The organism is Streptomyces sp. NPDC058662, assembly GCF_042716255.1.
In the GTDB taxonomy this organism is placed as follows: domain Bacteria; phylum Actinomycetota; class Actinomycetes; order Streptomycetales; family Streptomycetaceae; genus Streptomyces.
Genome location: NZ_JBHXRU010000091.1, coordinates 1 through 26,105 on the forward strand (window position 1 = coordinate 1; position 26,105 = coordinate 26,105).

Consider the following 26,105-nt stretch of genomic DNA (forward strand, 5'->3'; position numbering starts at 1 on the left):
CAGGGCCGCCGCCAGGGCGTCGTGTCCGTCACCGGGCCGCCGGCCCGTCATGGGCCGGCCGGCCCGGCCCGCCGTCGGGGGAGGGCAGGGCCCACCAGGCGGCGAGTCCGATGATCACTCCGGTCAGGACGGTGGACGGCCCGCCGATGTCCGCGTAGAGGAAGTCGGTCAGCTGCCAGGCCAGGAGGCCGACCGCGATGAGCCCGCAGTCCCGGATCCGGCCCTCGGCCCCGGAGGCTTTCGCGCGGACGGACCGGCGGACGCCCGCGACCAGCAGGGCCGCCCAGCCTCCCGCCAGCGCGGTCAGCCCGATCAGCCCCTGTTCGCTCAGGATCAGCAGGTACATGTTGTGCGGGGACAGCAGCGGCTGGCGGACGTACGCCTGGCCCGCGCCCGCGGTGTCGCTGCCGGAGGACAGGCCGAGCGAGGAGTGGCCGTCACGGTGCGCCGGGAAGCCCTTGAGTCCCACTCCGGCCGCCGGCCGCTCCCGCCACATCGACTCGGCGGCGGCCCACATCGTGTAGCGGTCGGTCACCGACTGGTCGGGCGCGCTGGAGACCTGGGTGATGGACGTGAGCCGCTCCGCGACCATCTCGGAGCCGACCCCGAGCCCGCCCACCAGCACGACCCCGGCGGCGGCCAGCGCCAGCAGCACCCGCAGCGCCCGGCGGATCCCGGCCATCACCATCACCAGCACCGCGGCGCAGAGCGTGGCGATCCACGCGCCCCGGCTGAACGACAGCACGAGCGGGACCACCAGTGCCAGGGCCGCGCCCCCGGCGGCCTGCCGGACCCGGCGCGCCGAGCCGGGTGCCAGCGCCACCGCGGCCGCCACGACCAGCCCGTACGCCACCACCGTGGCCATGCCCATGACGTCGCCGGGTCCGAAGGTGCCCACGGCGCGGATGTCCTCGCCCTGGTACGAGGCCCCGGTGCCGGTGGCGTACTGCACCACGCCCACCGCGCCCTGCACGAGCGCCAGGACCACGAAACACCCCGCGGCGATCCGGAACTCCCCGGCGTCGCGCACCAGCAGCACCACGGCCGCCGGCACCAGCACGAAGACCTGCAGGTACCGCACGAAGCCGGGGAGGGCCGCGTACGGGTCGCCCGCGGTCACCGTCGCCACGGCGAGCCCCACGGCCGGCATCCCGAGCACGAGCACGCCGAGCGGGGTCAGCGCCCGCGTCCGACCGCGCAGCGCCCGCAGCGCGCAGACGAGCACCAGCAGCAGCGAGGCCGCGTCGGCCGGGCCGACCTTGCCCGAGGCGGTCGCGTCCCCCGCGGGCAGCGGGGCGAGGAGGAAGAGCACGGTGGCGGCGAGCGGCAGCAGCGGCCAGTGCCGGCGCAGCAGGACCGCCGGGTCGGGGCGGCCGCCCTCCTTCCCCCAGGGGGAGAGGGGTAGGGCGAGGGCCATCAGCTGCCCCCCAGCCGGAACCGGAAGAAGGAGGCCGCTGTGCGGGCCAGGATCCACAGGTCCTGCCACAGCGACCAGGTGTCGATGTAGTGGTTGTCGAAGCGGGCCCGGTCCTCGATGGAGGTGTCCCCGCGCAGGCCGTTGATCTGGGCGAGGCCCGTGATGCCGACGGGCATCCGGTGGCGGGCCTCGTAGCCGGGGTGCACGGTGGAGAACTTGGCGACGAAGAAGGGCCGCTCGGGGCGCGGGCCGACCAGGCTCATGTCGCCCCGGACCACGTTCCACAGCTGCGGCAGCTCGTCCAGCGAGGACTTGCGCAGGAAGGAGCCGACCGCGCTCATGCCCCGGTCGCCCGCCACCGTCCAGCGGGTGGCGGCCTCGTGGGCGTCGGCGCGCAGGGTGCGGAACTTCAGCAGGGTGAACGGGCGCCCGTACAGTCCGATGCGCTCCTGCCGGAAGATCACCCCGGGCCCGTCGCACAGCCGGACGGCGAGGGCGCAGGCCCCCATCACGGGCGCGGCGGCGACCAGCGCGACCAGCGCCAGCACGGCGTCGATGACCCGCTTGGCCCAGCGCTCGGCCGGCCGGGCCGGGCGCGGCAGCAGCGGCTGTACGGCGTACCCCCACAGCTGGTCGGCGGGCTGCGCCACCCGCATGCCGGTGACCTTGGCGGTGCCGGCCGGGTCGGCGAGCCAGAGCCGGCAGCCGTGGTCGTGGAAGAGCCGGACCAGGGAGGCGGTGCGCTCGTCGGCCTCCGGCGGGCGGGTGAAGACCGCGTGCCGCACGGAGTTCTGGATGACCGCGCGCCGGATGTCCTCGTGGGTGGTGAGGACCGGCAGGGCGCTGTCGCCGGTCGTGCCGCCGCCCCCGTCGGCGGTGTCGGCGAGCCCGACCGGACGCAGTCCGTACTCGGGGCGGCTGTGCAGGGCGACGGCCACCGCGCCCGTACCGGCGCCGGGTCCCACGACGAGGGCCGAGGCCGGTCTGCGGACGGCGCCGCGGCGGGCGAACTGGTTGACGAGGCCGCGTCCCGCGCAGGCCATGAGGACCTGGAGGCAGACGGCGGTGAGCAGCGTGCTCCAGCCCAGCGCCCGGCCGGGGTCGACGGCGGCCACGACGGCGGCGGCCCCGCACCACAGGACGGCGGACCGGCCGGCCAGCGCGGGCAGTTCGCGCAGCGCGGAGGGCGCGAGCCTCGGCCGGTACAGCCCGGCCTGCGCGTGCAGGGCGGCGAGCAGCACGGCTGCGGGCGCGGCGGCCACGGCCGGCAGGGCCGGGCCGGGCAGGGCGGCCGCGGTGAGGACGGCGGCCAGGACGTCGGCGGTGAGCAGCGGGAGCAGCCCCGTCGTGCTGCCGTGGCGGCGCAGCCGGTGCGGGCGTACGGCCTGCCGGGACGGGTCGGCCCGGGGGCCGCGCGGCGGGTGGATCGCGGTCGCGGACCGGCGGGCCGTCGCCTGGGGCGAGGGCGCGAAGGCGCTGCCGCTTGCAGGCCCGGTACCGCCCTGCCCGGTGTGCCGGGCGGGTGCGCTGTCCATCGTCATCGGCTGATGCGCTCCTGGTTCAAGGGCCGGGGCCTGCCCAGCAGTTCGTGGTACAGACCGGTGACCGCGTCCGTGGTCCGCCGCACGTCGAGGTCGGTCCGGGCGTGCTGCCGGGCCTGCTCCCCGAGTTCGGTGAGCAGCCGCGGCTCGGCGAGCAGCCGTCCCAGGGCCTTGGCGAGGGCCGTCGGGTCCTCCGGCGGCACCAGGCAGAGCCGCTGCCGGCCGGGCGGCAGGCTCTCCCGGGCACCGCTGACGTCGGAGAGCAGGACCGGACGGCCACTGGCCATGGCTTCCAGCGGGGCGAGCGCCATGCCTTCCCACCGCGACGGCAGTACAACGAGATCGGCGGCCCGAAGCCACGGTCGGATGTCGGGGGCGGCGCCCGCGAAGTGCACCCCGGGCGGGGCGGTGCGGCGCAGCCGTTCGGTGTCGGGGCCGTCGCCGACGAGTGCCAGACGCGCCCCGGGGACGGTGCCCAGGACCTCCGGCCAGGCCCGCAGCAGGATGTCCTGGCCCTTCTGCTGGCAGAGCCGGCCCACGCAGACGGCGAGCGGGCCGTCACCGTGGAAGGGGGTGGGCAGGGCCAGTTCGGCGCGGGCCGCGGCGCGGTCCCGCGCGGGGTCTCCCGTACCGGGTCGGAAGTGGTCGAGGTCCACGCCGTTGCGGATCACCGACCAGTGGGCCGCGATCCCCTCGGACTCGCCGGCGCGGCGCTCGGCCTCGCTGACGCAGAGCACCCGGTCGGCCCAGCGGGCTCCGTAGCGCTCCCAGCGCAGCGCGAGGGCGCCGGTGGCGCCGGCGACGGCGTCGAAGGACCAGGCGTGGGGCTGGAAGACGGTGGGTACGGTCCCGCGGACGGCGAGCCGCCCGGCCAGTCCGGCCTTGGCGCTGTGCGCGTGCAGCAGGTCGGGGCGGACCCGGGCGACGATCCGTCGGGCGCCGAGGACTTCGGCGGGCAGCCCCGGTCCGGGGGCGCGACCGGCGCGCCAGGTGAGCACGTCGGCTCCGGCGGCGCGGGCGGCGTCGGCGAGTGTGCCGTCGCGCGGACAGCCCACGACGGGGCGCAGGCCGGAGGCGACCTGCGCGCGGACGAGGTCGACGACGACACGGGCGACGCCGCCCTCCACGGGCTGGACCAGGTGGAGGACGGTGAGGGGCGGTGCCGGCGGAGGTGGTGCGGTCACGGAGTGGTCCCTGCGTTCAGCGGCGCGCGTCTGTCCGAACGAAGAGCACACCGAGGAAATGACCCTGACGTTCGCCCGTGGACCTGGAACGCAGGCCGCGGGCACCCCCGGACAGAGCGGGACGCAGGTCGAACACGTCCGCGCCATATCCGAGACTATTCATATGTTCGGGCTGTCGCACGAACGAGTGAGTTCCGAATTCCGTGATCACGGAATTCACCTCGATCCGGGTGGAGTTGCAGGTGTCCGGGTTCTCGTCGACCTCGCTGCAGAACACACCCAAGACGCCCTCTCCATTACGATCAAGGGGACAAAACAGGAGTGCACTTTGTCAGAAATCGGGCCGGAAATCACGCCGGACTCGCTCGTACGGCCTTTTGGGCGATAACACGCACCCTTGAAGCGGGCGGGTCGTTATCCGGTGCACCTTGTTCGAACCGAAAAGAATGCGCCCCGCCCCCGCACATGCCGGGTGCGGCAGGGCGGCGAACGGGTCGCGGGCGGGCCTCCGGGCGCCCCCGCCCCGCCGGGCCCCTCGTCACGGCCGCCTCCGTGTGAACGCGTGAACGTCAACCGCGCCCACCGAAACGGCGGCATCCGGGTGAAGCCACGCAACCCGAGCGGGGGGCAGGCCGTTGATCCGGGTGCTCCAGCACCGGGCAATCCTGCAAAAAAGGGACGACAATGATCAAGAAGATGATGGCCACGGCAGCGGTCGCGGCCTCGGTCGTGGGCATGGGTGCCGCCATGGCGCCGCAGGCGATGGCCATCGGGAACGACAACGGCATCAACACCGTCAACGGCAACGGTGCCTCGCAGATCTACGGCAACCAGGCCACGTACGGGCACATGAGCCCGCAGATGGCGCTGATCCAGGGCTCCTTCAACAAGCCCTGCATCGCCCTGCCCGCCAAGGCCAACGTGCAGTCCGTGCTCGCCCTGGTCAACGTCGGCGTCCAGGACATCCCCGTCCTGTCCAGCCCGCAGAACCAGCAGTGCACCGAGAACTCCACGCAGGCCAAGGGCGACGAGGCCCTCTCGCACATCCTCAGCAACATCCCGGTGCTGTCCGGCAACGTCTCCCAGGGCAGCTGACCGGAGTCTGCCAGCGAGGCCGCCGCACCTTCGGGTCGCGGCGGCCTCGCCGCGTATGAGGTCGTCGGACCGCGGGCCCGCGAGGCCCCGGATACCGGATACCGGTCGCCGGCAATAGCGATACCGATGCGCCGGCCGCACAGAATTGCGGCCCGGCATCGGGGTGAATAGCCGGCGGGCCGACGAAAATACGCGGTTTCTTTTCTCCGGGCCACTCGTTGTTGATTTCGCAGTGGATACGCCTCTGCGGGAAGGATCGAAATCAAATGAAGTACAAGAAGGCAGTGGTGCTGGCCGCCGGCGCGCTGATGGCCGCCGGTGCAGCCTCCCCCGCCATGGCCGACGCCGACGCCGCGGGCGCTGCCGTCGGTTCCCCCGGTGTCCTCTCCGGCAACCTGCTCCAGGTCCCGGTGCACGTCCCGGTCAACGTCTGCGGCAACACCGTGAACGTGATCGCGCTGCTGAACCCGGCGTTCGGCAACACCTGCGTCAACGCCTGACGAAGCGCTTGTGCCCGCAAGGGCAAACCTCCTCGGGGTGGCCTCGGAGTGCACGGCGGTGCACTTCGGGGCCACCTTCGATTCGCCACCGGCCAGCGCCGGTAGACAGGGAAGGACCCATGCGACAGGTACTGAGCCGACAGGTACTGGGCAAGGGGATGCTCACGGCGGCAGCCGCGTCGAGCCTGCTGTCGATCGCGACGGGTGCGGCCTACGCGCACCCCGGCGCGACGTCCGAGGTCTCGCACTCGCCGGGCGTGCTGGCCGGAAACAGCGTCTCGGTACCGGTCACCTTCGCCCCGAACGTCTGTGGCAACAGCGTCGACGGCGGTGCCGCGCTGAACCCCGCGATGGGGAACAACTGCGTCACCACCACCGGATCGCACACCGACGACGGCCACGACTACGCGCGCTACCTGAGCCCCGAGAACGCCGAGGCCTTCGAGCGCTACCTCGGCGAGCGCGAGGCGCGGCAGGCCGTGCCGGAGCAGCGCGACCGGGGGCCGCGCCACGCGAAGCCCCGCGAAGAGCAGCCCCGTCACGCGGCGCCCCGGCACGAGGAACCCCGCCACGAGGTCCCCCGGCAGGAAGCACCCCGGCACGTCGCGCCCCGCCACGAGGAGCCGCGCGACCACGGCGGCTACGGCGGCCCGCGCGAACAGCCCGAGGAGGAGTGCGACGACCACCCGGAGTCCGCTCCCCCGCCGCAGCACGCTCCCCCGGCCGCCGAGCGGCCCCACCCGATGCCGGAGCCCGTGGCGGAGCAGCCGGCCCCGCCGCCCGCGCCCCCGGTCGATGAGGCTCCCCGGCCGCTGCCCGCCCCGGCTCCCGGTCCCGGCCCGGACACCCCGAAGCCGCTGCCGCAGCCCGTACCGGCGCCGGCCGACGAGGCCCCGAAGCCGCTTCCGGCCCCGGTCCCCGGCCCGGAGGAGCCCGCGCCGCGTCCGCCGCACGGGAGCCAGCCGGTACAGCCCGCGCCCGCGCCCGCCCCCGTACCGGCGCCCGTACCGGCGCCCGAGGTCGGGCGTCCCGCCGACCAGCCGCCGGCCGCTCCCGGTGGCGACGTCCCCGTACAGCCGGCGGCGCCGGCACCGGCGCCCGTCGTGGAGGCGGCGCCCGTTCCCGAGCGGCCTCCGGTCGCGGCGCCCGCGCGGGCGACCGGGCCCATGCTGGCCGAGACCGGCGCGGGACAGCCGGCCGCCGCGGCGGCCCTCGCCTCCGCCCTGATCCTGGGTGGCGCCATTCTCTACCGGCGGTCCCGTATCGCATGACGGCCCTGCTGCCGGTATACGGCTCATAGGAAGAAATATCGGCCGGAGAATCCCTGTCGGATTCTCCGGCCGCCGCCATGTCCCGGTGCGTGCGCGTTTCCGCAGCGGCGGGGAATCGTTACCCAGGGCGAAAGTGGCGCGACGGTCGCCACTGGAAAAGGATTTCGATAATGAAGCTCTCGAAGGTCGCCGCTGTCGTCGTCGGCTCCGTCGCCGCCCTCGGCGCCGCCGCTCCCGCCTTCGCGGCCGAGACCCCGGCCTCGCTGCCCCCCATGAGCCTGACGGGCGGGGTGACGGAGACGCTGAACGCGGTCGGTCCCGTCAGCGAGTCGCTGCCGCACACGGTGGGCAACGGTCTGGCGGAGCAGAACGACACGGTCAACAAGGTCGCGGGAACGGCGCAGGGCCTCAACGAGATCCGCAACAACGCCCCGGCCGAGGTCCTGAGCCTCGCGAACGGCGCCACCCAGGCGTCCCCGCTGCTGGGCGGCGTGAAGCTCAACGGCGGCAAGGGCTGAGCAGCCGCAGACACGACTGTGGGCGCCACCGGCGAAGCCGGGGCGCCCACAGTCGGTCGTACCGCTGACGTCAGTCGTTGACGCAGACGTTGCCGAATGCGGGGTTCAGCACACCGATGACGTTCACGGAGTTGCCGCAGACGTTGACCGGGATGTGGACCGGCACCTGGGCCAGGTTGCCCGAGAGGACACCGGGGGAACCCACGGCCGCGCCCTCGGCCGACGAGTCGGCGACGGCGGAGCCGGCGGCACCGGCCGCAGCGAGACCAGCGGTGGCCAGGACCAGGGCGGCCTTCTTGGCAGAGTTCATGGGAAGTGCACCTTCTGTTCGATGTTCTGCCCCGATTCGGGGTTCACACCGAGCGAAACGGTCCATCTTCCCCGATGGACACGGCCGTGCACCCGATCAGACCTGTTCAGCCCAATCACCGTAACCCAGGGGCGGGTCGGGACCGTTACGGAAGGCCCCCGGCCGCGGCCGGGAGGTCGGGGATCGGGACGTCGGGGATCGGGATGTCGGGGACGCCGGGGATGTCCGGTACGAGTTCCACCGGCGCCACCGGCGCCGCCGGCAGTTCCGGCGGGGTGAGCGGCGGCAGCTCGGGCAGCGGGACGCCGGGCACCTGCGGGAGGGTCACGCCGGGGATCTCCGGCAGCTTGATCTCGGGCAGCTTGATCTCGGGCAGCTCGATCGACGGGATCGTGATCTCCGGCAGGGTGACGCCGGCCGGGAGGAGGCCCTTGATGGCTTCGAGGATGCCGTTCACGAGATCGTCGACGGGGCCGGCGGCCGCGGCCCGGGTGCCCACCCCACGGTCCCCGCTGTCGAGAGCGCTCGCGGGGGCAGCCGCGCCGAAGAGTATGGCGGCGGTGAGGGCCGACGGGACAAGGACGCGAGTCGCCTTCTTGAGGTCCATGGAGTTCCTTCAGTTCCTTCTGCGGTGTTGACGTGCGGAGACGGACCACAGCGGCCCACTCCCTCACCCACCGTGCGAACACCTTCCACGGACCGCAACCGGACGGCCGCCCACTGCGGGCTGCGTACGGGCTTCGCGCACGCGTCCGGGGGCCCCTCACCCGGGCCGGGGAAAAGTTCACCCTCCGCGAGCCGTTTGAGTGAAGGAGCGGAACCAACCTCCGGGCGGGCCAGTTGACCAGGACGCTCCACTAGCGGGCACTCGTGCGACAGAAGGATCAAGATGTTCAAGAAGTTCATGACCGCCGCCGCAGTCTCCGCCGTTGCCGTCGGCGCGGGCGCTGCCGTCGCGACCCCGGCCATGGCCATCGGCAACGACAACGGGATCAACACCGTCAACGGCAACGGTTCCCAGCAGATCTACGGCAACCAGAAGACCCACGGCGACATGAGCCCGCAGCTCGGCCTGGTCCATGGCACCCTGAACAAGCCCTGCATCGGCCTGCCGGCGAAGGTCAACGCCCAGTCGCTGGTCGCCCTGGTCAACGTCGGTGTCCAGGACATCAACGTCCTGTCCAACCCGCAGAACCAGCAGTGCGCCGAGAACAGCACCCAGGCCAAGGGCGACGAGCCGCTCTCGCACATCCTCAGCAACATCCCGATCCTCTCGGGCAACGCGTCCGCCAACAGCTGATCACCGCTCTCCGCGCCCCTTCGGCGGCGCCGGGCCCCCGCGCCCGCTGAGTGATGTGACGAGGGCCCCGGCAGCATCCGGCTGCCGGGGCCCTCGCGCGTCCCGCCGCCCTCGCGGCCGGCGGGCGGTCAGCCGGTCCAGAAGTCCCACCAGCGGGTGAGGACCAGCATGCCGATCACCCCGATGTGCAGGGCGGGCGGCGCCCAGCCGAACTCGGCGAAGAACCCGCGCACGGCCCCGGGAGCGGGCAGGACGCCCGTCCGCACGTTGTGCGCGGTGACCGCCCAGAACATCAGCAGCGTCGCGACCCAGGCCAGGCAGCACCACAGGCAGAGCGCGTTGATCTCGTACAGCGACTGCACCATCAGCCAGGAGCAGAAGCCGACGCCGAAGAGGGTCCCGGCGTGGAGGCCCAGCCAGAACCAGCCGTCGTAGCGCGCCCCGGCGAGCAGGCCCGCCCCCACGCACACCACGACGGCGAACGCGACGAGGCCCAGCATGGGGTTGGGGAAGCCGAAGACGGCCGCCTGGTCGCTCTTCATGACGCTGCCGCAGGAGACCACGGGGTTGAGGCTGCACGCGGGCTTGAAGTCCGGGTCCTCCAGCAGGAGGAACTTGTCGAGGGTGATCACCCAGGAGGCCAGCACCCCGGCCGCTCCGGTGAGGGCCAGCAGCCAGCCCAACCCCCGCGGCACGGCCTCCCGTTCGCCTTCGCGCCGGTCGGGGGCAAGCCCCTGCCGGCGGGGGACGTCCACTGTATTCGTTGCCATGCAGCCCATAGTCCCGCGCTTCGGCACAGAGGCTGCCTAATCATGCTGATCCGTACGCAAGTTGACCTGAAGGTGTGGTGGGAACCCCTGATGCTTCCCGGACGTTTTACCGAACCCCGGACGTGATGTCAGAGCCAGGGGTTACGTTGAGCTTCCGTGAAGTGACGAGCTGCGACGGCCTGGAGACCCACCTTGAGCGATCCGTACGAGACCACCGGGGCCCACCTCGATCGACTCCTGGGCCGCGCCCTGAACTCCTTCGACCTGCCGGACCGGTTGGTCGAGCGCGTCGGTGGCGCGCTCGCCCACAGCTCCTCGCTGTACACCACCCATTACGGCCCCGGGCCGGGCGTGTGGCGGGAGACCCACCGGCACACCTACCTGCTGACCGACGGCGGTTCGGTGTCGCTGTGGGAGCTGGCGTACCGGCAGGGGGAGGACCGGGAGATCCGGCACGAGGTGTTCGCGAGCAAGGCGGAGGCCTGCCTCGCCGTGTCCCGGCTGTTCGGCGGGACCCCCGTCGAGGTCGACGCGGATCCCGCGCTGCTGACCGGTGACGACGAAGAGCCGGACAACGACGCCGTGCTGCTGAGCGCGCTGTTGGCCGCGTCCGCCCCGATACCGCCGCACCGGGAGTACGCCGTGGAGCAGTCCGCCGACCACGCCCGCCGGGTGCTGCGCCGCGCGGAGAACCCGGACCGTCCGGGCGAGGAGGTGGCGCAGCGGCTGCGGGCGGCGTACGCGCACCGGATCACGCAGGCTTTCGGCGGGCGGCAGTGCCGTTCGGACGGGCGCGACGCGGGCTTCCAGCTGTACGAGCACGCCTTCGTCCTGTTGGACGGGGCCGAGGTCAGCCTCTGGGAGGTCGAGCACACGGCGACCCCGGACGGGCGCCACATGTGCGAGGTCTACGAGAGCGAGGCCGCCGCGCGCGGGGCGATGGAGCTCCGCGCGCGGGTCCGCTGAGCCGGAGCGGGAGCGAGGGCCGCCGGCGCCGGGGTCAGGCCGCGGTGGTGACGGTGACCGGGGCCGCCCCGGGAGCCGTCGTCCCGGCCGGGCGGCGCGTCCCCTTGAGGAGGATCACCAGGCCCGCGGCCGTGGCCGTGCCGGCGGCGATCGCGGTCAGGTAGAGCAGCGGGTTGCCGATCAGCGGGATGACGAAGACGCCGCCGTGCGGGGCCCGCAGGGTGCACTCGAAGGCCATCGACAGGGCTCCCGTGACGGCGCCGCCGGCCATCGCGGCCGGGATGACGCGCAGCGGGTCGGCCGCCGCGAACGGAATGGCGCCCTCACTGATGAAGGAGGCGCCCAGGAACCAGGCGGCCTTGCCGTTCTCCCGCTCGGAGTGCGAGAAGAGCCGGCCGCGGACGGTGGTCGCCAGGGCCATGGCGAGCGGCGGCACCATGCCGGCGGCCATCACGGCCGCCATGACCTTGAGGCTGCCTTCGCTGGGGTTCGCGAGCCCGCCGATGGCGAAGGCGTACGCGACCTTGTTGAGCGGCCCGCCGAGGTCGAAGCACATCATCAGGCCGAGGACGACGCCGAGGATGACCGCGTTCGCGCCGGAGAGGCCGGACAGCCAGTCGGTGAGGGCCTGTTGGAGTGCGGCCACGGGCTTGCCGACGACCAGGAACATCAGGAACGCGGTGACGGCGGAGCCGATGAGCGGCAGCACCACGACGGGCATGATGCCGCGCAGGACGACCGGGATCCGCAGCCGCTGGAGCGCGAGGACGGTGCCGCCGGCGATCAGGCCGGCGATCAGGCCTCCGAGGAAGCCGGCGTCGATGGTCAGGGCCACGGCGCCGCCGACGAATCCGGGGACCAGGCCGGGCCGGTCGGCCATGCCGTAGGCGATGTATCCGGCGAGGACCGGGACCAGGAAGCCGAACGCGAGGCCGCCCGTCTGGAACAGCAGGGCGGCCCAGCTCGCGGCCTCCGTCCAGACGAAGTGCTCGGCGACGGACGGCGCGTCGTTGATCCCGTAGCCGCCGATGGCGAAGGCGAGCGCGATGAGCAGACCGCCGGCCGCGACGAAGGGGACCATGTAGCTGACGCCGGACATGAGCCAGGTGCGCAGCCGGGCGCCGTAGCCGTCGGCCTCCCCGCCGGCCCGCTCGACCGGGGTCGGGGGGTGGTCGGTGGCCTCGCCGCGGGCGGCCTTGTCGCGGGCCTCGGCGAGGAGTTCGGCGGGCCGGTTGATGCCGGCCTTGACCCCGACGTCGACGGTGGGCTTGCCGGCGAAGCGGGCGCGGTCGCGGACGGGGACGTCGTGGGCGAGGACGACCGCGTCGGCGGCGGCGATGTCCTCGGCGGCCAGGGGGGTGAAGCCGGCGGAGCCCTGTGTCTCGACGCGGAGGTCGATTCCGGCCTCGGCGGCGGCCCGTTGCAGCGCCTCGGCGGCCATGTAGGTGTGCGCGATCCCGGTGGGGCAGGAGGTGACGGCCACGGCCCGGAAGGGCCGCGGCCCCGGACCCCCGGACGGGGGCTCCGCCCCGGACCCGGCGGGAACGCCGTCCCCGGCTGCCCGGGTCTCGGCCTCTGGCTCCGCCGGGGCGGACGCCTCGGGGGCGGGCTCCGGCGGGGCCGGGGACGGGGACCCGATCAGGGCCGCGGCCTCCTGCGGGGTGGCGGCCGCGCGCAGGGCGGCGGTGAACTCGGGGCGCATCAGACGGCGGGCCAGCGAGGAGAGGATCGCCAGGTGGGCGTCGTCCGCGCCGGCGGGGGCCGCGATCAGGAAGACGAGGTCCGCGGGGCCGTCGGGGGCGCCGAAGTCGATGCCGGCCGCGGCCCTGCCGAAGGCCAGGGTGGGGGCGCTGACGTGGGCGGACCGGCAGTGCGGGATGCCTATACCGCCGTCGAGGCCCGTCGGCATCTGTGCTTCCCGCGCCGCCACGTCCGCCAGGAACCCGTCCAGGTCGGTGACCCGGCCGAGGGACACCATCCGCCGGGCCAGGGTGCGCGCCGCCTCCTCCTTGGAGTCGGCGGACAGGTCGAGGTCGACCAGTTCGGGGGTGATCATGTCGCTCATCGGGGGCTCCTTGCGCGCGTCAGACCGTGGCGGGTTCGGACAGGGTGAGGTCCAGGGGCAGGTCCTGGGTGACCTGCACCTCTGCGGGGCGCAGGTCCGCGGGGGTGGGCATCGCGCTGCCCGGCAGCTGGACCGCGGCGGCGCCGTGGGCCAGGGCGCAGGCGAGGGCCCGCGGGCCCTCGCCTCCCGCGATGAGGAAGCCGGCCAGGGAGGCGTCGCCCGCACCGACGTTGCTGCGGACGGCGGTGACGGGGGCCGTGCCGTAGTAGGCGCCGTCCTCGCAGACCAGCAGCTGGCCGTCGGCCCCGAGGGAGGCGAGTACCGCGCCGGCGCCCAGCGAGCGGAGCTCGTCCGCCGCCTTCACCGCGTCGCCGAGGGTGGCCAGCGGGCGGCCCACCGCCTCGGCCAGTTCCTCCGCGTTGGGCTTGATGACGTCCGGCCGGGCGGCCAGCGCCGCCAGCAGGGCCGGGCCCGAGGTGTCCAGGGCCACCCGGGCGCCGGCCTGGTGGGCGCGGGTGACGAGTTCGGCGTACCACTGGGGTCCGGCGCCGCGCGGCAGGCTCCCGCAGCCGGCGACCCAGGTGGCACCGGCGGAGCAGGTGCGGACGGTCTCCAGGAGCAGCGCGGACTCCTCCGGGGAGAGTTCCGGCCCCGGCGCGTTGATCTTGGTGAGGGTACCGTCCGGCTCGGCGAGCGAGATGTTCGAGCGGGTCTGGCCGGCGATCGAGACGGCCGTGACGTCGACGCGCTCCGTGCCGAGGAGTTCGGCGAGGACCGTGCCCGGGAGGCCGCCGAGCGGCAGGACCGCCGTCGTGCGGACGCCCGCGGCGGCGACGGCGCGGGAGACGTTGACGCCCTTGCCCCCGGGGTCGACCCGGTCGCCGGCGGCGCGCAGCACCCCGCCCCGGTCCAGTGCGGGGATCTCGTAGGTCCGGTCGAGGGAGGGGTTGGGCGTGACGGTGAGGATCATACGAGCGCAACTTCCGTACCGGCGGCCTCGATCGCCGCCTTGCGAGCGGGGTCGAGCCCCGTGTCCGTGATGAGGAGGTCGACGTCGGCGAAGGAGCCGAAGCGCGCGAAGTGCTCCTGCCCGGCCTTCGCCGAGTCCGCGAGGAGCACGACGCGGCGGGCGGCGGCGATCGCGGCCCGCTTGACGGCCGCCTCGGCGAGGTCGGGGGTGGTCAGGCCGCCCTCGGCGGTGAAGCCGTTGGTCGCCAGGAAGAGGACGTCGGCGCGGATCTCGGCGTACGCGCGCAGCGCCCAGGCGTCGACGGCGGCGCGGGTTCGGTGGCGGACGCGGCCGCCGACGAGGTGGAGGTCGATGCCGGTGTGGTCGGCGAGCCGGGCGGCGACGGGCAGCGCGTGGGTGACCACGGTGAGCGGGGTGTCGATCGGGATGGCGGCCGCGAGGCGGGCCACGGTGCTGCCCGCGTCCAGGACGACGCTGGCCCCGTCGGGCAGCTCGCGCAGGGCGGCGGCCGCGATGCGGTCCTTCTCGTCGGCTGCGGTGGCCTCGCGTTCGGTGAGGTCCGGCTCGAAGTCGAGGCGGCCGGCCGGTATGGCGCCGCCGTGGACCCGGCGGATCAGGCCGGCCCGGTCGAGGGCGGTGAGGTCGCGGCGGACGGTCTCGGCCGTGACCTGGAAGCGGTCGGCGAGGGAGAGCACGTCGACCCGGCCGGCCTCGCGGGCGAGGCGGAGGATCTCCTGCTGGCGCTCCGGTGCGTACATGTGGGTTTACATCCGTTCGATGCCCGACTCTGTGACTTGTTTTCAGAGTACGCCCGATTGTGGAAGTAAACAAAGAAAAACGGGCATGTCCGCCGGCGGGGCGGACATGCCCGTCACACAGGGCCGAGGGTCAGAGCGCCGGGACCTTCTCCGGAGTCGGGGGCACGACAGGACCGGCGGCGGGGCCGACGGCCGGGTCGGCGCCCTCGTGCCGCTCCGCCGGGACCTGCTTGCGGGGCAGCATGAACATCACCGCGAAGATCACGACGAGGACGGCCACGACCCACCACAGCGCACCGCGGAAGGCCTCCACGTACGGCGGGCCGAAGACCATGTCGTCCTCGATGAGCCCGAAGAAGACGACGGAGGTCAGCCCGAGCCCGAGCGCGTTGCCCATCTGGCCGGTGGTGTTGATCAGACCCGAGGCGGAACCGGCGTGCTCGCGCGGCACCTCGGAGAGCACCGTCTCGGTCAGCGGGGCCACGATCAGGCCCATGCCCACGCCCATGACCACCAGCGGGAGGGCCATCTGCCAGGAAGCGATCGCCTGCCCGTAGTGCTGCGACTCCCAGATGTAGAGGAGCACACCGGCGGCCATGGTCAGGGCGCCGCCCTGGAGCACCTTGCGGCCGAAGCGCGGAACGAGCTTCTGGACGGAGATGCCCGCGGCGGCCGAGACGGCGATGGAGAACGGGATGCCGGTGGTGCCGGCGCGCAGGGCGCTCCAGCCGAGGCCCATCTGCATGTACAGCGTCCAGACCAGGAAGAAGATGCCGGTCGCGATACCGAAGGTCAGCTGGACGGCGATGCCGCCGGCGAAGCTCTTCACCTTGAAGAGGGAGAGCTCCACCAGCGGGGAGCCGTCCTTCTTGATCTTGTACTTCTCGTACGCGATGAACGCGGCGAAGACGAGCGGCGCCGCGCCCATGCACAGGAAGCCCCACAGCGGCCAGTCGTTCTCGCGGCCGTGGGTGAGCGGGAAGATCAGCATGACCAGGGCGAGGGTGGCGAGGACCATGCCGACGAGGTCCAGGCGCAGGGCCTGCGGGGCCTTGGACTCGGTGATGAACTTGCGGCCCAGGATCACGCCGGCGATGCCGACGGGCAGGTTGATCAGGAAGATCGGGCGCCATTCGAGACCGAAGAGGTTCCACTCGGTGAGCAGCGCGCCGAGCATCGGGCCCGAGACGGCGCCGAGGCCCACGATCGCGCCGAACATGCCGAAGACCTTGCCGCGCTCGTGCGGGGGGAAGGTGACGTGGATGATCGCCAGCACCTGCGGGACCATCAGGGCCGCCATGGCGCCCTGCAGGATGCGGGAGGCGACGAGCATGCCCGGGTTCGCGGCGATGCCGCAGAGCAGCGAGGCGGCGGTGAAGCCCGCGATGCCGACGAGGAAGAGCCGCTTGCGGCCGTAGATGTCGCCGAGACGGCCGCCGGTGATCAGGCCGGCGGCGAAGGCGAGGGCGTAGCCGGCGGTGATCCACTGGATCGCGCTGGTGGACGCGCCGAGGTCCTGACGCATGCTGGGTATCGCGATGTTGACGATCGTGACGTCGACGAGGTCCATGAAGGCCGCGGTCATCACGATGGCGAGTGCCAGCCAGCGGCGGCGGTCGGCGGAGGCGGAGGCGACGTCCGCCTCCGCCCGGGTGGGGGCGGCGGGTGGGGCGTTCCGCTCTTCTCGTACGGGCCCGTTCTCTCTTTCGGGCGATGTCTTCGGCGTCTCGGTGCTCATGGGGAGAAACCTAGACGGCATGTAGGTCAGATGGTGTCCTATTTCAATGGCAGCCTGGATCGCATGACCGACACCCCGGTACGGCTCCTGTCCCTGCTGTCCCTCCTGCAGACCCCGCGCGAATGGCCCGGGAGCGAGCTGGCGCAGCGGCTGCGGGTGAGCGCGCGGACGATCAGGCGGGACATCGAGCGGCTGCGGGAGCTCGGGTACCCGGTGGAGGCCACGCTGGGCGCGGAGGGCGGCTACCGGCTGGGAGCGGGGGCGGCGATGCCGCCGCTGCTGCTGGACGACGAGGAGGCGGTCGCGATCGCGGTGGGGCTGCGGGCGGGTGCCGGGCACGCGATCGAGGGGGTCGAGGAGGCCTCCGTACGGGCCCTGGCGAAGCTGGAGCAGGTACTGCCCTCGCGGCTGCGGCACCGGGTGAGCGCGCTGCAGTCGGCGACGGTCGCGGTGACGCGCGGGGACGGCGCCAGCGTGGATCCGCGGACGCTCACGACGATGGCGGGGGCGGTGGCGGGGCCGGAGCGGCTGCGGTTCGCGTACCGGGCGCGGGACGGGGTGCGGTCGCGGCGGCTCGTGGAACCGTACCGGCTGGTGAGCACGGGGAGCCGGTGGTACCTGGTGGCCTACGACCTGGAGCGGGAGGACTGGCGCACGTTCCGGGTGGACCGGGTGGACGAGGTGTCCGCGACGGGGGCGCGGTTCACGGGGCGGCCGCTGCCGATGGACGCGCGGGAGTTCGTCCGGCGGGGGCTGGGCGGTGCGCGGACGTACGAGGTGGAACTGTCCTTCGACGCGGCCGCCGGGCCCGGGGCGCTGCCGCCGTGGCTGGCGGACCGGATCGTCCGCGGGCCGGAGGAGGACGGCGGGGGGTACCGGGTGCGGTTCGAGTCGACGGACAACGTGGAGTGGCTGGCGGCCCGGCTCGCCCTGACGGGGGTGCCGTTCACGGTGCGGGCGCCGGCGGAACTGGCGGCGGCGGCCGGGGCGCTGGCCGCGCGGCTCGCGGGGGCCGTGCAGGGGCCGCCGGGGGCGTGAGCCGCGCCTGACCGCGTCCGCGGTCGGGCCTGCGAGATCCGGGACGACGGCGCCGCTCGGGCCGGACCCGGCGGCGCCCCCTCGGGCCGGACGCGGCGGGGTCGTGTGTGGGGAACAGGGGGAGCCCCGGCGCCGGGGGGGGTGGCGCCGGGGCTCGTCGGGGGGGAGGGTCAGGCCACCGCGTCGAAGCCGGTGTCGCGGGCCATGCGCTTCAGTTCGAGCAGCGCGTGCTTCTCGATCTGGCGGATCCGCTCGCGGGTCAGGCCGTGCTGCTTGCCGACCTCCGTCAGGGTCCGCTCGCGGCCGTCGTCGATGCCGTACCGCATCTTGATGATCGACGCGGTGCGCTGGTCCAGCTTGCCGAGCAGCTCCTCCAGCTCCTCGCTGCGCAGCAGCGAGAGCACGGACTGCTCCGGCGAGATCGCGGAGGTGTCCTCCAGCAGGTCCCCGAACTGCGTGTCACCGTCGTCGTCGACGGACATGTTCAGGCTCACCGGGTCGCGCGCCCAGTCCAGGACGTCGCCGACGCGCTTCTGCGTCGTGTCCAGCTCGGCGGCGATCTCGGCGTGCTCCGGCTCCCGGCCGTTCTCGCGGTTGAACTCGCGCTGGACGCGGCGGATGCGGCCGAGTTCCTCGACCAGGTGGACGGGGAGGCGGATGGTGCGGGACTGGTCGGCGATGGAGCGGGTGATGGCCTGCCGGATCCACCAGGTGGCGTACGTGGAGAACTTGAAGCCCTTGGCGTAGTCGAACTTCTCGACCGCGCGGACCAGGCCGGCGTTGCCCTCCTGGATCAGGTCGAGCAGGGGCAGGCCGCTGCGCGGATAGCGGCGGGCGACCGCCACGACCAGGCGCAGGTTGGAGCGGATGAAGACTTCCTTCGCGCGCTCGCCCTCGGCGGCCAACGCCTCCAGCTCCTCGCGGGCGGGAGCCGTGCCCCGGGGCTCCGCCGCGCCGTCGAGGATCTGCTGGGCGTACACGCCCGCCTCGATGATCTGGGAGAGCTCGACTTCCTTGGCCGCGTCGAGGAGCGGGGTACGCGCGATCTCGTCCAGGTACATGCCGACCAGGTCGCGGTCTGCGATCTCCCCGCCGACAGCGCGGGCGCTGCTCGTGGACTGTCGACGGGCGACGGCGCGGGTTGCCATGCGTGCTCCCTTGCGATGAGTTCTGTCGCGGTGTCCCCGGACACTCTCCCGAGTGCCCGCTTCCGAAGGAAACAACGACTGGAAACGGGACAGAATTCCCGCGTCGGTCCGTCTTTCGGCAGATCTTGCAGTATCCTGCCCCGCCACAAGAGCGGAGCCGACACGTCCGGATCCCCAAGAGCGCAGGTCAGGGCCGGGATGACCGCCACTGCAGGGTTGCGTGCCGACCTGCCCGACCCGGGACCGTGAGACCGCCGTCACAGACGATGCGGCCGCGCACTCCGACCCCGAAGACGGCGGCGGCGCCCTTCTGGTTGCCTGGACAACGCTCCGATTTCAGTCCGTACGGGTACCCTCCGGGCACCGCTTCACCCGCACGGGTGCAACGGAGGCATATTCCCCCGGCATGGGGCGAGCGACTCCTACCGTGAGGGAGTCGCTTGTGCCACCGGGCCGGCGACGCCCACACTTGCGGAGGAGGTGCCGCACCCATGACCGCACTCGCCCACGACGACGCCACGGCCCGTTCGGATCTGGACGAGGCCCTGTGGCTGGCATGGCAGGCCGCAGCCGAGAGACTCCCCGAGGGCTTCCGTGCCGAGATCGTCGAGGGGTTCATCGAGGTGTCGCCCACTGGTCACTACTCCCATGGTCGGACCGCGAACCGCCTGCGCCGCGCCTTGGACGCATACCTGCACGGCAGCGGGTACGCCGCCCACCAGGACATCAACATCGTCCACCGGCGCAAGGTCTGGGTCCCCGACGTCTTCATCGCCCCGGAGGACGCCGAGGAGCACGTCACGGAGGACGGCCTGGGAATCGACGCCTCCTGCGTGCGACTGATCGTGGAGGTCGTCTCCCCGGGGCGGGACAGCGTCCCGCGCGACCGCGTCCGCAAGCGCCGCGCCTACGCCCGGGCCGGGGTCCCCGTCTACGTCCTGATCGACGACTACGACGACCACGGGACGGTCACCGTGCTGAGCGCCCCCGATCCGGAGAAGGCCGTCTACGACGACGAGGTCCGGGTGCCGTACGGGACCGGGGCCGTCGTGCCCGAGGGGCCGGCCCGGGGGTTCGTCGTCGGCGAGGACGTCACCGGGGCGTCGCGGGTTCACCGGGTCTAGCCGAACTGGAGGGAGCGCTTCGAGAGGCCCATCCAGAAGCCGTCCACCGTGTCGCGGCGGGCCGCGAGGTCGCCCGAGGCCTCCGCCGCGCCGAGCGTGACGAAGAGCGGGGCGAAGTGCTCCGTGCGGGGGTGCGCCAGCCGGCCGGACGGGGACTTGGCCTCGAAGTCGAGCAGGGAGTCGAGGTCGCCGGAGGCGAGTGCCTCGTGGCCCCAGGCGTCGAACTCGGCGGACCAGGCGGGGACGCCCGGGCCGGTGTGGCGGAGCGCGGCCAGGTTGTGGGTGAAGAAGCCGCTCCCGACGATCAGGACCCCCTCGTCGCGCAGCGGCGCCAGGCGGCGCCCGATGTCCATCAGGCGGCGCGGGTCCAGGGTCGGCAGGGAGATCTGCAGGACCGGGACGTCGGCGCGCGGGTACATCTCCACCAGGGGGACGTACGCGCCGTGGTCGAGGCCCCGGTCGGGTATGTCCTGGACCGGGGTGCCGGGCGCGCGCAGGAGGGCGCGGACCGAGGCGGCGAGTGCGGGGGCGCCCGGGGCCCCGTAGCGGACCCCGTAGTAGCGCTCGGGGAAGCCCCAGAAGTCGTACACCAGGGGGACGGTCTCCGTGGCGCCGAGGGCGAGCGGGGCCTCCTCCCAGTGCGCGGAGACCATCAGGACGGCCACGGGGCGGGGCAGGCCCGCGGACCAGGCGGCCAGTTCGGCCGGCCACAGCGGGTCGTCGGCGAGCGGCGGCGCCCCGTGGCTGAGGTAGAGGGCCGGCATGCGGGCCCCCGGCGGGGTCGCGCCCGCCGGGGCCGCGGGCACGGGGGCGGGTGCGGGGGCCGGGTTCATGGGGGCGCTCCTCCGTCGTCGCTGCGGGGCTGCCACGACAAGACTAACCCCGCTTGGTTCAAATTTGAACCAAGCGGGGCGGTCAGTCATTCCCCTGCGGCCGGCCCCGTCAGTGGGCGATCACCGGCACCTTGAACGCGGCGTCCTCACCCGCGCCCGACCCGGAGGCCACCGGGCCGCCGGCGCCCGGACGGCCCGTGTTGATCAGCGTGAAGGCGATGGCCGCACTGGCGGCCAGGATGCCCACGGCCCACCAGATCGCCGAGGCGTAGCCCTCGACCATGGCCTGCGCCTGGATCAGCCGCGCGCCCGGACCGCCCGCCGCGGCCTCGGCCGCGTGGTCGGCCAGGTACGCGGTCGTCGCGGAGGCCGCGATGGTGTTCAGCAGCGCGGTGCCGATGGCGCCGCCGACCTGCTGCGAGGTGTTGACCATGGCCGAGGCCACACCGGCGTCCGCCGGGTTCACCCCGTGCGTGGACAGGGACATGGCCGGCATGAAGGCCGTACCCATGCCGAGGCCGAGCAGCAGCTGCGCCGGCAGGATCAGCGCCGGGTACGAGGACCCGACCTCCAGCTGGGTCAGCAGCAGCATGCCGGCGGCCGCCAGCAGGAAGCCCGGGCCCATCAGCAGGCGCGGCGCGACCCGGGTCATCAGGCGGGCGCCGATCTGCGTGGAGCCCGTGATCATGCCCGCGATCATCGGCAGGAAGGCGAAGCCGGTCATGACGGGCGAGTAGCCCTTGACGACCTGCAGGTAGTAGGTCAGGAAGAGGAACAGGCCGAACATCGAGATGACGGCCAGGCCCAGCGAGAGGTAGACCCCGCCGCGGTTGCGCTCCAGCAGGACGCGCAGCGGCAGCAGCGGGGAGCGCACCTTGGACTCGACGAGGACGAACGCCCCCAGCAGCACCGCTGAGGCGACGAACATGCCCACGGTCAGGCCGTCCGACCAGCCGGCGGACTCGGCGCGGGTGAAGCCGTACACCAGCGCGACGAGACCGAGCGTGGAGAGGATCACACCGGGGATGTCGAGCGGCGCGCGGTTGCGGGAGCCGGCCGGCTCGCGGATGACCATCCAGGCGCCCACGGCCGCGACGATCGCGAAGGGGATGTTGACGAAGAAGGTCCAGCGCCAGTTGAGGTACTCGGTGAGGACGCCGCCGAGGATCAGGCCCACGGCGCCGCCGCCGCCGGCGATCGCGCCGTAGATGCCGAAGGCCTTGGCGCGCTCCTTGGCGTCCGTGAACATGACCGCGAGCAGCGACAGGGCCGCCGGTGCGAGCAGTGCTCCGAAGGCTCCCTGGAGGGCGCGGGCGCCGAGCATCGTGGCCTCGCCGGTGGCCGCGCCGCCGAGTGCGGAGGCCACGGCGAAGCCGATCAGACCGACGACGAAGGCGTTCTTGCGGCCCCACTTGTCAGCGATGCGGCCGCCGAAGAGCAGCAGTCCGCCGAAGGCCAGCGCGTACGCGGTGATGACCCACTGGCGGTTGGCGTCGGAGATGCCGAGGTCGCTCTGGGCGGAGGGCAGGGCGATGTTCACGATGGTCGCGTCGAGCACGACCATGAGCTGGGCCAGGGCGATGAAGACGAGCGCCTTCCAGCGGCTCGGGTCCGCGAGCACCGGGGGTGTCGTGGTTGTTTTCGGCATGGGTGTACCCACTCACTGTGCGGAATGACTGAAATAAGTGAAAAAAGCTGTACGGGAGACCTCAGCGCGTCACATGGTTTTCCGCCTCAGGGCCTCCGCCGTGGCCGCCGAGCCGGGGAGCACGGAGCGGGCCGGGGCCCGCAACCCGTCGAGGAACAGCTGGAGGTGACGGTGGGTGAAGTGGTCCACGTCGACGCAGGCCGTGCCCGGGAGGGGCCGGCTGAGCTGGGAGAGGGCGACCATCAGGTCGCCGGTGCCGATGTCCGGGCGGACCAGCGCCGCGTCCTGGCCGGCGGCCAGCAGGGCCTGGACCGCGGCCTCCAGGACGTCGCGCGCCGCGAGGAGTTCGGGGTGGTCGTGGCCGAAGTCGGCGGCGAGCATCGGGCACAGGGCGCCGATGCGCTCGTCGGCGGCGGCGTGCGTGAAGCGGCACAGCGCGTCGAAGGCGTCGGCCTCCTCGGCGAGGGCGTGCTCCGCGTGCGCGGTGACCCGGTCCATGACGAAGAGCACGACGTGGCGGACCAGCGTCGGACGGTCGGGGAAGTGCCGGTACAGGGTGGCGTTGCCGACGCCGGCCCGGCGGGCGACCTCGTCGAACGCGGCGCCCGCGCCGAACTCGACGAACAGCTCGCGGGCCGCCACGAGGATCCGCTCGCGGTTGCGGACGGCGTCGGCGCGCGGACGGGGAACGGCGGCCGGGGCCGCGTCCACGCGGGAGGCCGGAGCCGCCTCCCCGCGGGCGCCGGTCGGGGCCGCCTCCACGCGGGCGGCGGCCGGAGCCGCGTCCGCGCGGGGCGCGGTCGGCGCCGCCGGGGCGGTGGTGGTGGCGCGCTTCATTCCGGGCCTCCCTGGCACATGATCCGTACGGTCCCGCCGAAACGGGGAGCGCGTCCCCACTTCCGGGGACTCCGTTGCAAACGGGGATCAGGTCCCCGGTTATTTCACTCCCGCGTGTGACCTGAGCCACAGGGTCGGCCGCCCCCGGCCACCGTTTGGCCTCTTCCGACGCGCGGGCGCGCCGCAGCCGTCGGAGGGTGGGCGGACAGAGGGCAGACCGGACCCGGCCGGCTGCCGCGGACCCGAAGGCGATCTCCATGCCGCAGACCCGCCACCGGATACGCACACCACGCCTCACCAGCGCGTACATCGGCCTGACCGCGCTGGCCCTCGGCGTCACGGCGACCGCGAGCGCGGGCATGTCCAGCCGGGGCCACTCCGCGGCCGGCCCCGTGGCCACCACCGTCGAATCGGCCCTCGCGCCGTGCCGCATCGCCGGCACGATGGGCGTGCAGATGTCCGAGGGCCTGCCGACCCCGCCCGGGTACGCGCGGTCGACCGGCGAGGTCAGGGCGCTGAACCTGATGATCGACTTCCCCGACGCCAAGGGCGAGGGCACGGCCGCCGACCGGATGGCGGAGTTCTTCCCCAAGACCGCCGACTGGTTCCGCACCAGCTCCTACGGCCGGCTCAGCTACCGCGCCGAGGCCCCGATAAGGACCTGGCTGCGGATGCCGATGCCGTTCGCCGCGTACGGCATCGAGCGTGGGTCCCCGTACGAGCCGGGCTACCGGCAGCTCGTCGAGCACATCGCGAAGGCCGCCGACCCCGACGTGGACTTCAACCGGTACGACCTGATCAACGTCCTGGTCACGCCGAACGCCGGACCGTCCGCCCTGGACACCGTCCTGTCGGTGACCTTCTCGGGCAACGGCGAGGCCCCGGTCGCCGACGGGGTCCCGCTCTCGAACACGTCCTTCGTCTACAGCCGCCAGGACGACGGCTCCGGCACCTACCGGGACACCGGCTACCGGGTGCTCCCGCACGAGAACGGGCACGTCTTCGGGCTGCCCGACCTGTACACCTCCGACGGCGGGGGAACCGTCGGGCACTGGGACATCATGAGCGAGGACTGGGGCGCCAACAACGACCTGCTGGGCTGGCACAAGTGGAAGCTGGGCTGGCTGGACAGCACCCAGATCAGCTGCGCGTCGAAGTCGGGCGTCAGCGACCACGTCCTGTCGCCGCTGGCGGTGCGGGGCGGCACGAAGCTGGCCTTCGTTCCGCTGTCGGAGAGCTCCGGGTACGCGGTGGAGGTGCGGACCCAGGCGGGCAACGACGAGGCCGTCTGCAAACCGGGCGTCCTCGTCTACAAGGTGGACTCCGACGTGGACACCGGGCAGGGCCCGGTGACGGTCTCGGACAGCGCCGCGTCGAGCGGCGGCTGCACGCGCCGCCCGAACGTCCACGCGGAGCTGTCGGACGCGCCGTTCAGGCCCGGTGAGACCTTCACGGACGAACAGTCGGGCATCAGCGTCTCCGTGGTGGGCGAACTGCGCAACGGCAGCTACCAGGTGCGCATCACCCGCCCCTGACACCTCCCGGCCGACCAGGGCCCCGCCGGAGCCGCCTCCCGGGGCGCCGTTCCCGCCGAACCGCCGTGTGCGGGACGGTCTTTGCACCGGCTTGAGCACCGGCGCCGCCGCCCGCTGCGTAGCGTGGGCCGCATGACGACGATCACCCCACGCGAGGCCCGACGCTGCTTCAACGCCCACCATCCGGTGCACGCCGCCTACTACTTCGCGCCCGAGCACGACGAGCGCTACGGGCGCCTCGGGCTGGAGCCCGGCCCCATGGCCTACCTGGCCGGGCGGGCCGCCCCGCTCGGCCGGGTGGGCGCGGGCGCGGTCACGGCCTCCTTCTACAACTTCCACCCGGCGCTCGTGGCCCGCCACCTGCCCCGCGCCTGGGCCACGGCGGCGCCCGAGACCGTCCTCGCGACCCGCCTGGAGATCACGGACGCCTACCTGACCCGGCTGCTCGGAGCCGAGGCCGTCGCCTGCGCCGCGATGCGGGAGGCGGCGGACCTGGCGCTGCGCGCCGCCGAGGCCTGCGGCCGCCCGGGGCGCCCCCTCTACTCCGCGAACGCCGACCTCCCGGTGCCCGAGGCACCGCACCTGGCGCTGTGGCACGCGGCGGCCCTGCTGCGCGAGTACCGCGGCGACGGCCACGTACTGGCCCTCGTGGAGGCGGGCCTCGACGGGGTGGAGGCGCTGGTGTCCCACACCGCGACGGGGACGAACTGGAAGCCCGGCTACCTGCAGAGCGCGCGCGGCTGGTCCCCGGCGGAGTGGGACGCGGCACGCGAGCGGCTGCGCGAGCGCGGCCTGATGGACGCCGGGGACGGCCTGACCGAGGCGGGAGTGGAGCTGCGCCGCGGGATAGAGGCCCGCACCGACCGCCTCGACACGGCCCCGTACGCCCATCTGGGACCGGAGGGCACCCGCCGGCTCACCGAGCTGGCCGGGGCCTTCTCGAAGGTGGTGCTGGCGGGCGGGGGACTTCCGCTGCACCTCATCGGCAAGCGCTGAGCGGCCGGGCGGCCGGGCCGGGGCGCCGCAACCCCGTAGCGGCAACCCCGTAGCGGCCGACGGGAATTGATTGCCGCTCGGGACCGTTCGGGAATACGGGACCAGGGTGGCGCTCCGCCTGCCCGGGCCGAGGTCCACGCGGTCGGGAAGCGGCCGCGCGGCGACGAGAGGGGCACATGGGATGGCGCAAGCAGAAGGCGTGGGTCAGGTCACCGACGTCACGTTCGCCGACGAGGTACTGAACTCCGACCTGCCCGTGCTGGTGGACTTCACCGCCGACTGGTGCGGCCCCTGCCGCCAGATCGCGCCGGTGCTGGCCGCGATCGCGCAGGAGAAGGCCGGCGAGCTCAAGATCGTGCAGCTGGACGTGGACACCAATCCGGAGACCCAGGCCAAGTACGGGGTGCTGTCGATGCCGACGCTCATGGTCTTCCGGGGCGGCGAGCCGGTGAAGTCGCTCGTCGGCGCGCGGCCGAAGGCCAAGCTCCTGCGGGAGCTTGAGGACGTCATCTGACGCCGGGGCAGGGCTTGACGGCACGGGGA

At 73.4% G+C, this 26,105-nt stretch carries 25 protein-coding genes; 11 read left to right on the forward strand and 14 right to left on the reverse strand.

Going from position 1 to position 26,105, the window contains the following annotated elements:
- Positions 1 to 28 precede the first annotated feature (28 nt).
- Genes ACFWUQ_RS25325 through ACFWUQ_RS25335 form a run of 3 tightly spaced genes read right to left on the reverse strand, consistent with a single transcriptional unit; the run spans position 29 to position 4,142 of the window.
- Entirely contained in the window at positions 29 to 1,417 is a 1,389-nt protein-coding gene (locus ACFWUQ_RS25325) for an O-antigen ligase family protein (RefSeq protein ID WP_384542189.1), read from the reverse strand.
- Positions 1,417 to 2,958 carry an exopolysaccharide biosynthesis polyprenyl glycosylphosphotransferase gene (locus ACFWUQ_RS25330; protein WP_384542192.1) on the reverse strand — a complete coding sequence of 514 codons (1,542 nt, stop codon included), beginning with the start codon at positions 2,956 to 2,958 and terminating at the stop codon, positions 1,417 to 1,419. The genes ACFWUQ_RS25325 and ACFWUQ_RS25330 overlap by 1 nt, the downstream gene beginning before the upstream one ends.
- Positions 2,955 to 4,142, reverse strand: coding sequence for a glycosyltransferase (locus ACFWUQ_RS25335; RefSeq protein ID WP_384542195.1), 1,188 nt, complete (start codon positions 4,140 to 4,142; stop codon positions 2,955 to 2,957). The genes ACFWUQ_RS25330 and ACFWUQ_RS25335 overlap by 4 nt, the downstream gene beginning before the upstream one ends.
- 684 nt (positions 4,143 to 4,826) lie before the next feature.
- On the opposite strand from ACFWUQ_RS25335, the gene ACFWUQ_RS25340 reads away from it, so the two are divergent.
- The 4 genes from ACFWUQ_RS25340 to ACFWUQ_RS25355 all read left to right on the forward strand — a co-directional run bounded on the left by ACFWUQ_RS25340 (position 4,827) and on the right by ACFWUQ_RS25355 (position 7,526).
- Entirely contained in the window at positions 4,827 to 5,237 is a 411-nt protein-coding gene (locus ACFWUQ_RS25340) for a rodlin (protein ID WP_384542198.1), read from the forward strand.
- Between the two features lie 266 nt (positions 5,238 to 5,503).
- Positions 5,504 to 5,737, forward strand: coding sequence for a chaplin (locus ACFWUQ_RS25345; RefSeq protein WP_384542200.1), 234 nt, complete (start codon positions 5,504 to 5,506; stop codon positions 5,735 to 5,737).
- A 119-nt stretch (positions 5,738 to 5,856) separates the two neighbouring features.
- Entirely contained in the window at positions 5,857 to 7,008 is a 1,152-nt protein-coding gene (locus ACFWUQ_RS25350) for a chaplin family protein (protein ID WP_384542203.1), read from the forward strand.
- 170 nt (positions 7,009 to 7,178) lie between these two features.
- Positions 7,179 to 7,526 (forward strand): hypothetical protein, encoded by a 348-nt coding sequence (locus ACFWUQ_RS25355; protein ID WP_384542206.1) that lies wholly within the window; start codon positions 7,179 to 7,181, stop codon positions 7,524 to 7,526.
- A 70-nt stretch (positions 7,527 to 7,596) separates the two neighbouring features.
- Here the strand turns inward: ACFWUQ_RS25355 and ACFWUQ_RS25360 are convergent, their stop codons facing one another.
- Entirely contained in the window at positions 7,597 to 7,836 is a 240-nt protein-coding gene (locus tag ACFWUQ_RS25360) for a chaplin (RefSeq protein ID WP_384542209.1), read from the reverse strand.
- Positions 7,837 to 7,981: 145 nt separating this feature from the next.
- Positions 7,982 to 8,443 (reverse strand): hypothetical protein, encoded by a 462-nt coding sequence (locus ACFWUQ_RS25365; protein WP_384542212.1) that lies wholly within the window; start codon positions 8,441 to 8,443, stop codon positions 7,982 to 7,984.
- A 282-nt stretch (positions 8,444 to 8,725) separates the two neighbouring features.
- Here ACFWUQ_RS25365 and ACFWUQ_RS25370 point away from each other — a divergent pair, with 282 nt between their 5' ends.
- Entirely contained in the window at positions 8,726 to 9,136 is a 411-nt protein-coding gene (locus ACFWUQ_RS25370; protein WP_384542214.1) for a rodlin, read from the forward strand.
- A 128-nt stretch (positions 9,137 to 9,264) separates the two neighbouring features.
- On the opposite strand, the gene ACFWUQ_RS25375 is transcribed toward ACFWUQ_RS25370, so the two are convergent.
- Positions 9,265 to 9,906 carry a vitamin K epoxide reductase family protein gene (locus ACFWUQ_RS25375; protein ID WP_384542216.1) on the reverse strand — a complete coding sequence of 214 codons (642 nt, stop codon included), beginning with the start codon at positions 9,904 to 9,906 and terminating at the stop codon, positions 9,265 to 9,267.
- Between the two features lie 192 nt (positions 9,907 to 10,098).
- On the opposite strand from ACFWUQ_RS25375, the gene ACFWUQ_RS25380 reads away from it, so the two are divergent.
- Positions 10,099 to 10,872 (forward strand): DUF6227 family protein, encoded by a 774-nt coding sequence (locus ACFWUQ_RS25380; protein WP_384542218.1) that lies wholly within the window; start codon positions 10,099 to 10,101, stop codon positions 10,870 to 10,872.
- 34 nt (positions 10,873 to 10,906) lie between these two features.
- Here the strand turns inward: ACFWUQ_RS25380 and ACFWUQ_RS25385 are convergent, their stop codons facing one another.
- The 4 genes from ACFWUQ_RS25385 to ACFWUQ_RS25400 all read right to left on the reverse strand — a co-directional run bounded on the left by ACFWUQ_RS25385 (position 10,907) and on the right by ACFWUQ_RS25400 (position 16,403).
- A complete protein-coding gene (locus ACFWUQ_RS25385) occupies positions 10,907 to 12,937 on the reverse strand; it encodes a fructose-specific PTS transporter subunit EIIC (RefSeq protein ID WP_384542221.1) in 2,031 nt (676 codons plus the stop codon).
- 19 nt (positions 12,938 to 12,956) lie between these two features.
- Positions 12,957 to 13,907 (reverse strand): 1-phosphofructokinase, encoded by a 951-nt coding sequence (pfkB, locus tag ACFWUQ_RS25390; protein ID WP_384542224.1) that lies wholly within the window; start codon positions 13,905 to 13,907, stop codon positions 12,957 to 12,959.
- Positions 13,904 to 14,665: a DeoR/GlpR family DNA-binding transcription regulator gene (locus ACFWUQ_RS25395; protein ID WP_384542226.1), complete on the reverse strand. Its 762-nt coding sequence runs from the start codon at positions 14,663 to 14,665 to the stop codon at positions 13,904 to 13,906. Before ACFWUQ_RS25395 ends, pfkB begins: the two co-directional genes overlap by 4 nt.
- Before the next feature lie 130 nt (positions 14,666 to 14,795).
- A complete protein-coding gene (locus tag ACFWUQ_RS25400; protein WP_384542229.1) occupies positions 14,796 to 16,403 on the reverse strand; it encodes an MFS transporter in 1,608 nt (535 codons plus the stop codon).
- 63 nt (positions 16,404 to 16,466) lie between these two features.
- On the opposite strand from ACFWUQ_RS25400, the gene ACFWUQ_RS25405 reads away from it, so the two are divergent.
- Positions 16,467 to 17,441: a helix-turn-helix transcriptional regulator gene (locus ACFWUQ_RS25405; RefSeq protein WP_384542232.1), complete on the forward strand. Its 975-nt coding sequence runs from the start codon at positions 16,467 to 16,469 to the stop codon at positions 17,439 to 17,441.
- 170 nt (positions 17,442 to 17,611) lie between these two features.
- Here ACFWUQ_RS25405 and ACFWUQ_RS25410 read toward each other — a convergent pair whose 3' ends face one another.
- A complete protein-coding gene (locus ACFWUQ_RS25410; RefSeq protein ID WP_384542235.1) occupies positions 17,612 to 18,589 on the reverse strand; it encodes a sigma-70 family RNA polymerase sigma factor in 978 nt (325 codons plus the stop codon).
- Between the two features lie 491 nt (positions 18,590 to 19,080).
- Between ACFWUQ_RS25410 and ACFWUQ_RS25415 the strand changes: the two genes are divergently transcribed.
- Positions 19,081 to 19,713: a Uma2 family endonuclease gene (locus ACFWUQ_RS25415; protein WP_384542237.1), complete on the forward strand. Its 633-nt coding sequence runs from the start codon at positions 19,081 to 19,083 to the stop codon at positions 19,711 to 19,713.
- On the opposite strand, the gene ACFWUQ_RS25420 is transcribed toward ACFWUQ_RS25415, so the two are convergent.
- From ACFWUQ_RS25420 to ACFWUQ_RS25430, 3 genes are all read right to left on the reverse strand, one after another.
- Positions 19,710 to 20,477 (reverse strand): dioxygenase, encoded by a 768-nt coding sequence (locus tag ACFWUQ_RS25420; RefSeq protein ID WP_384542254.1) that lies wholly within the window; start codon positions 20,475 to 20,477, stop codon positions 19,710 to 19,712. The genes ACFWUQ_RS25415 and ACFWUQ_RS25420 overlap by 4 nt on opposite strands.
- A gap of 178 nt (positions 20,478 to 20,655) precedes the next feature.
- Positions 20,656 to 22,194, reverse strand: coding sequence for an MFS transporter (locus tag ACFWUQ_RS25425; protein ID WP_384542240.1), 1,539 nt, complete (start codon positions 22,192 to 22,194; stop codon positions 20,656 to 20,658).
- A 69-nt stretch (positions 22,195 to 22,263) separates the two neighbouring features.
- Entirely contained in the window at positions 22,264 to 23,031 is a 768-nt protein-coding gene (locus ACFWUQ_RS25430) for a TetR/AcrR family transcriptional regulator (protein ID WP_384542243.1), read from the reverse strand.
- Between the two features lie 257 nt (positions 23,032 to 23,288).
- Here ACFWUQ_RS25430 and ACFWUQ_RS25435 point away from each other — a divergent pair, with 257 nt between their 5' ends.
- The 3 genes from ACFWUQ_RS25435 to trxA all read left to right on the forward strand — a co-directional run bounded on the left by ACFWUQ_RS25435 (position 23,289) and on the right by trxA (position 26,076).
- The gene (locus ACFWUQ_RS25435; RefSeq protein WP_384542246.1) at positions 23,289 to 24,566 is read left to right on the forward strand and encodes a M6 family metalloprotease domain-containing protein; all 1,278 of its coding nucleotides are present in this window, start codon (positions 23,289 to 23,291) and stop codon (positions 24,564 to 24,566) included.
- Positions 24,567 to 24,698: 132 nt separating this feature from the next.
- Complete coding sequence (locus tag ACFWUQ_RS25440; RefSeq protein ID WP_384542249.1) at positions 24,699 to 25,562, forward strand: hypothetical protein; 864 nt, start codon at positions 24,699 to 24,701, stop codon at positions 25,560 to 25,562.
- Positions 25,563 to 25,743: 181 nt separating this feature from the next.
- Positions 25,744 to 26,076, forward strand: coding sequence for a thioredoxin (gene trxA, locus ACFWUQ_RS25445; protein ID WP_384542252.1), 333 nt, complete (start codon positions 25,744 to 25,746; stop codon positions 26,074 to 26,076).
- Positions 26,077 to 26,105 lie beyond the last annotated feature (29 nt).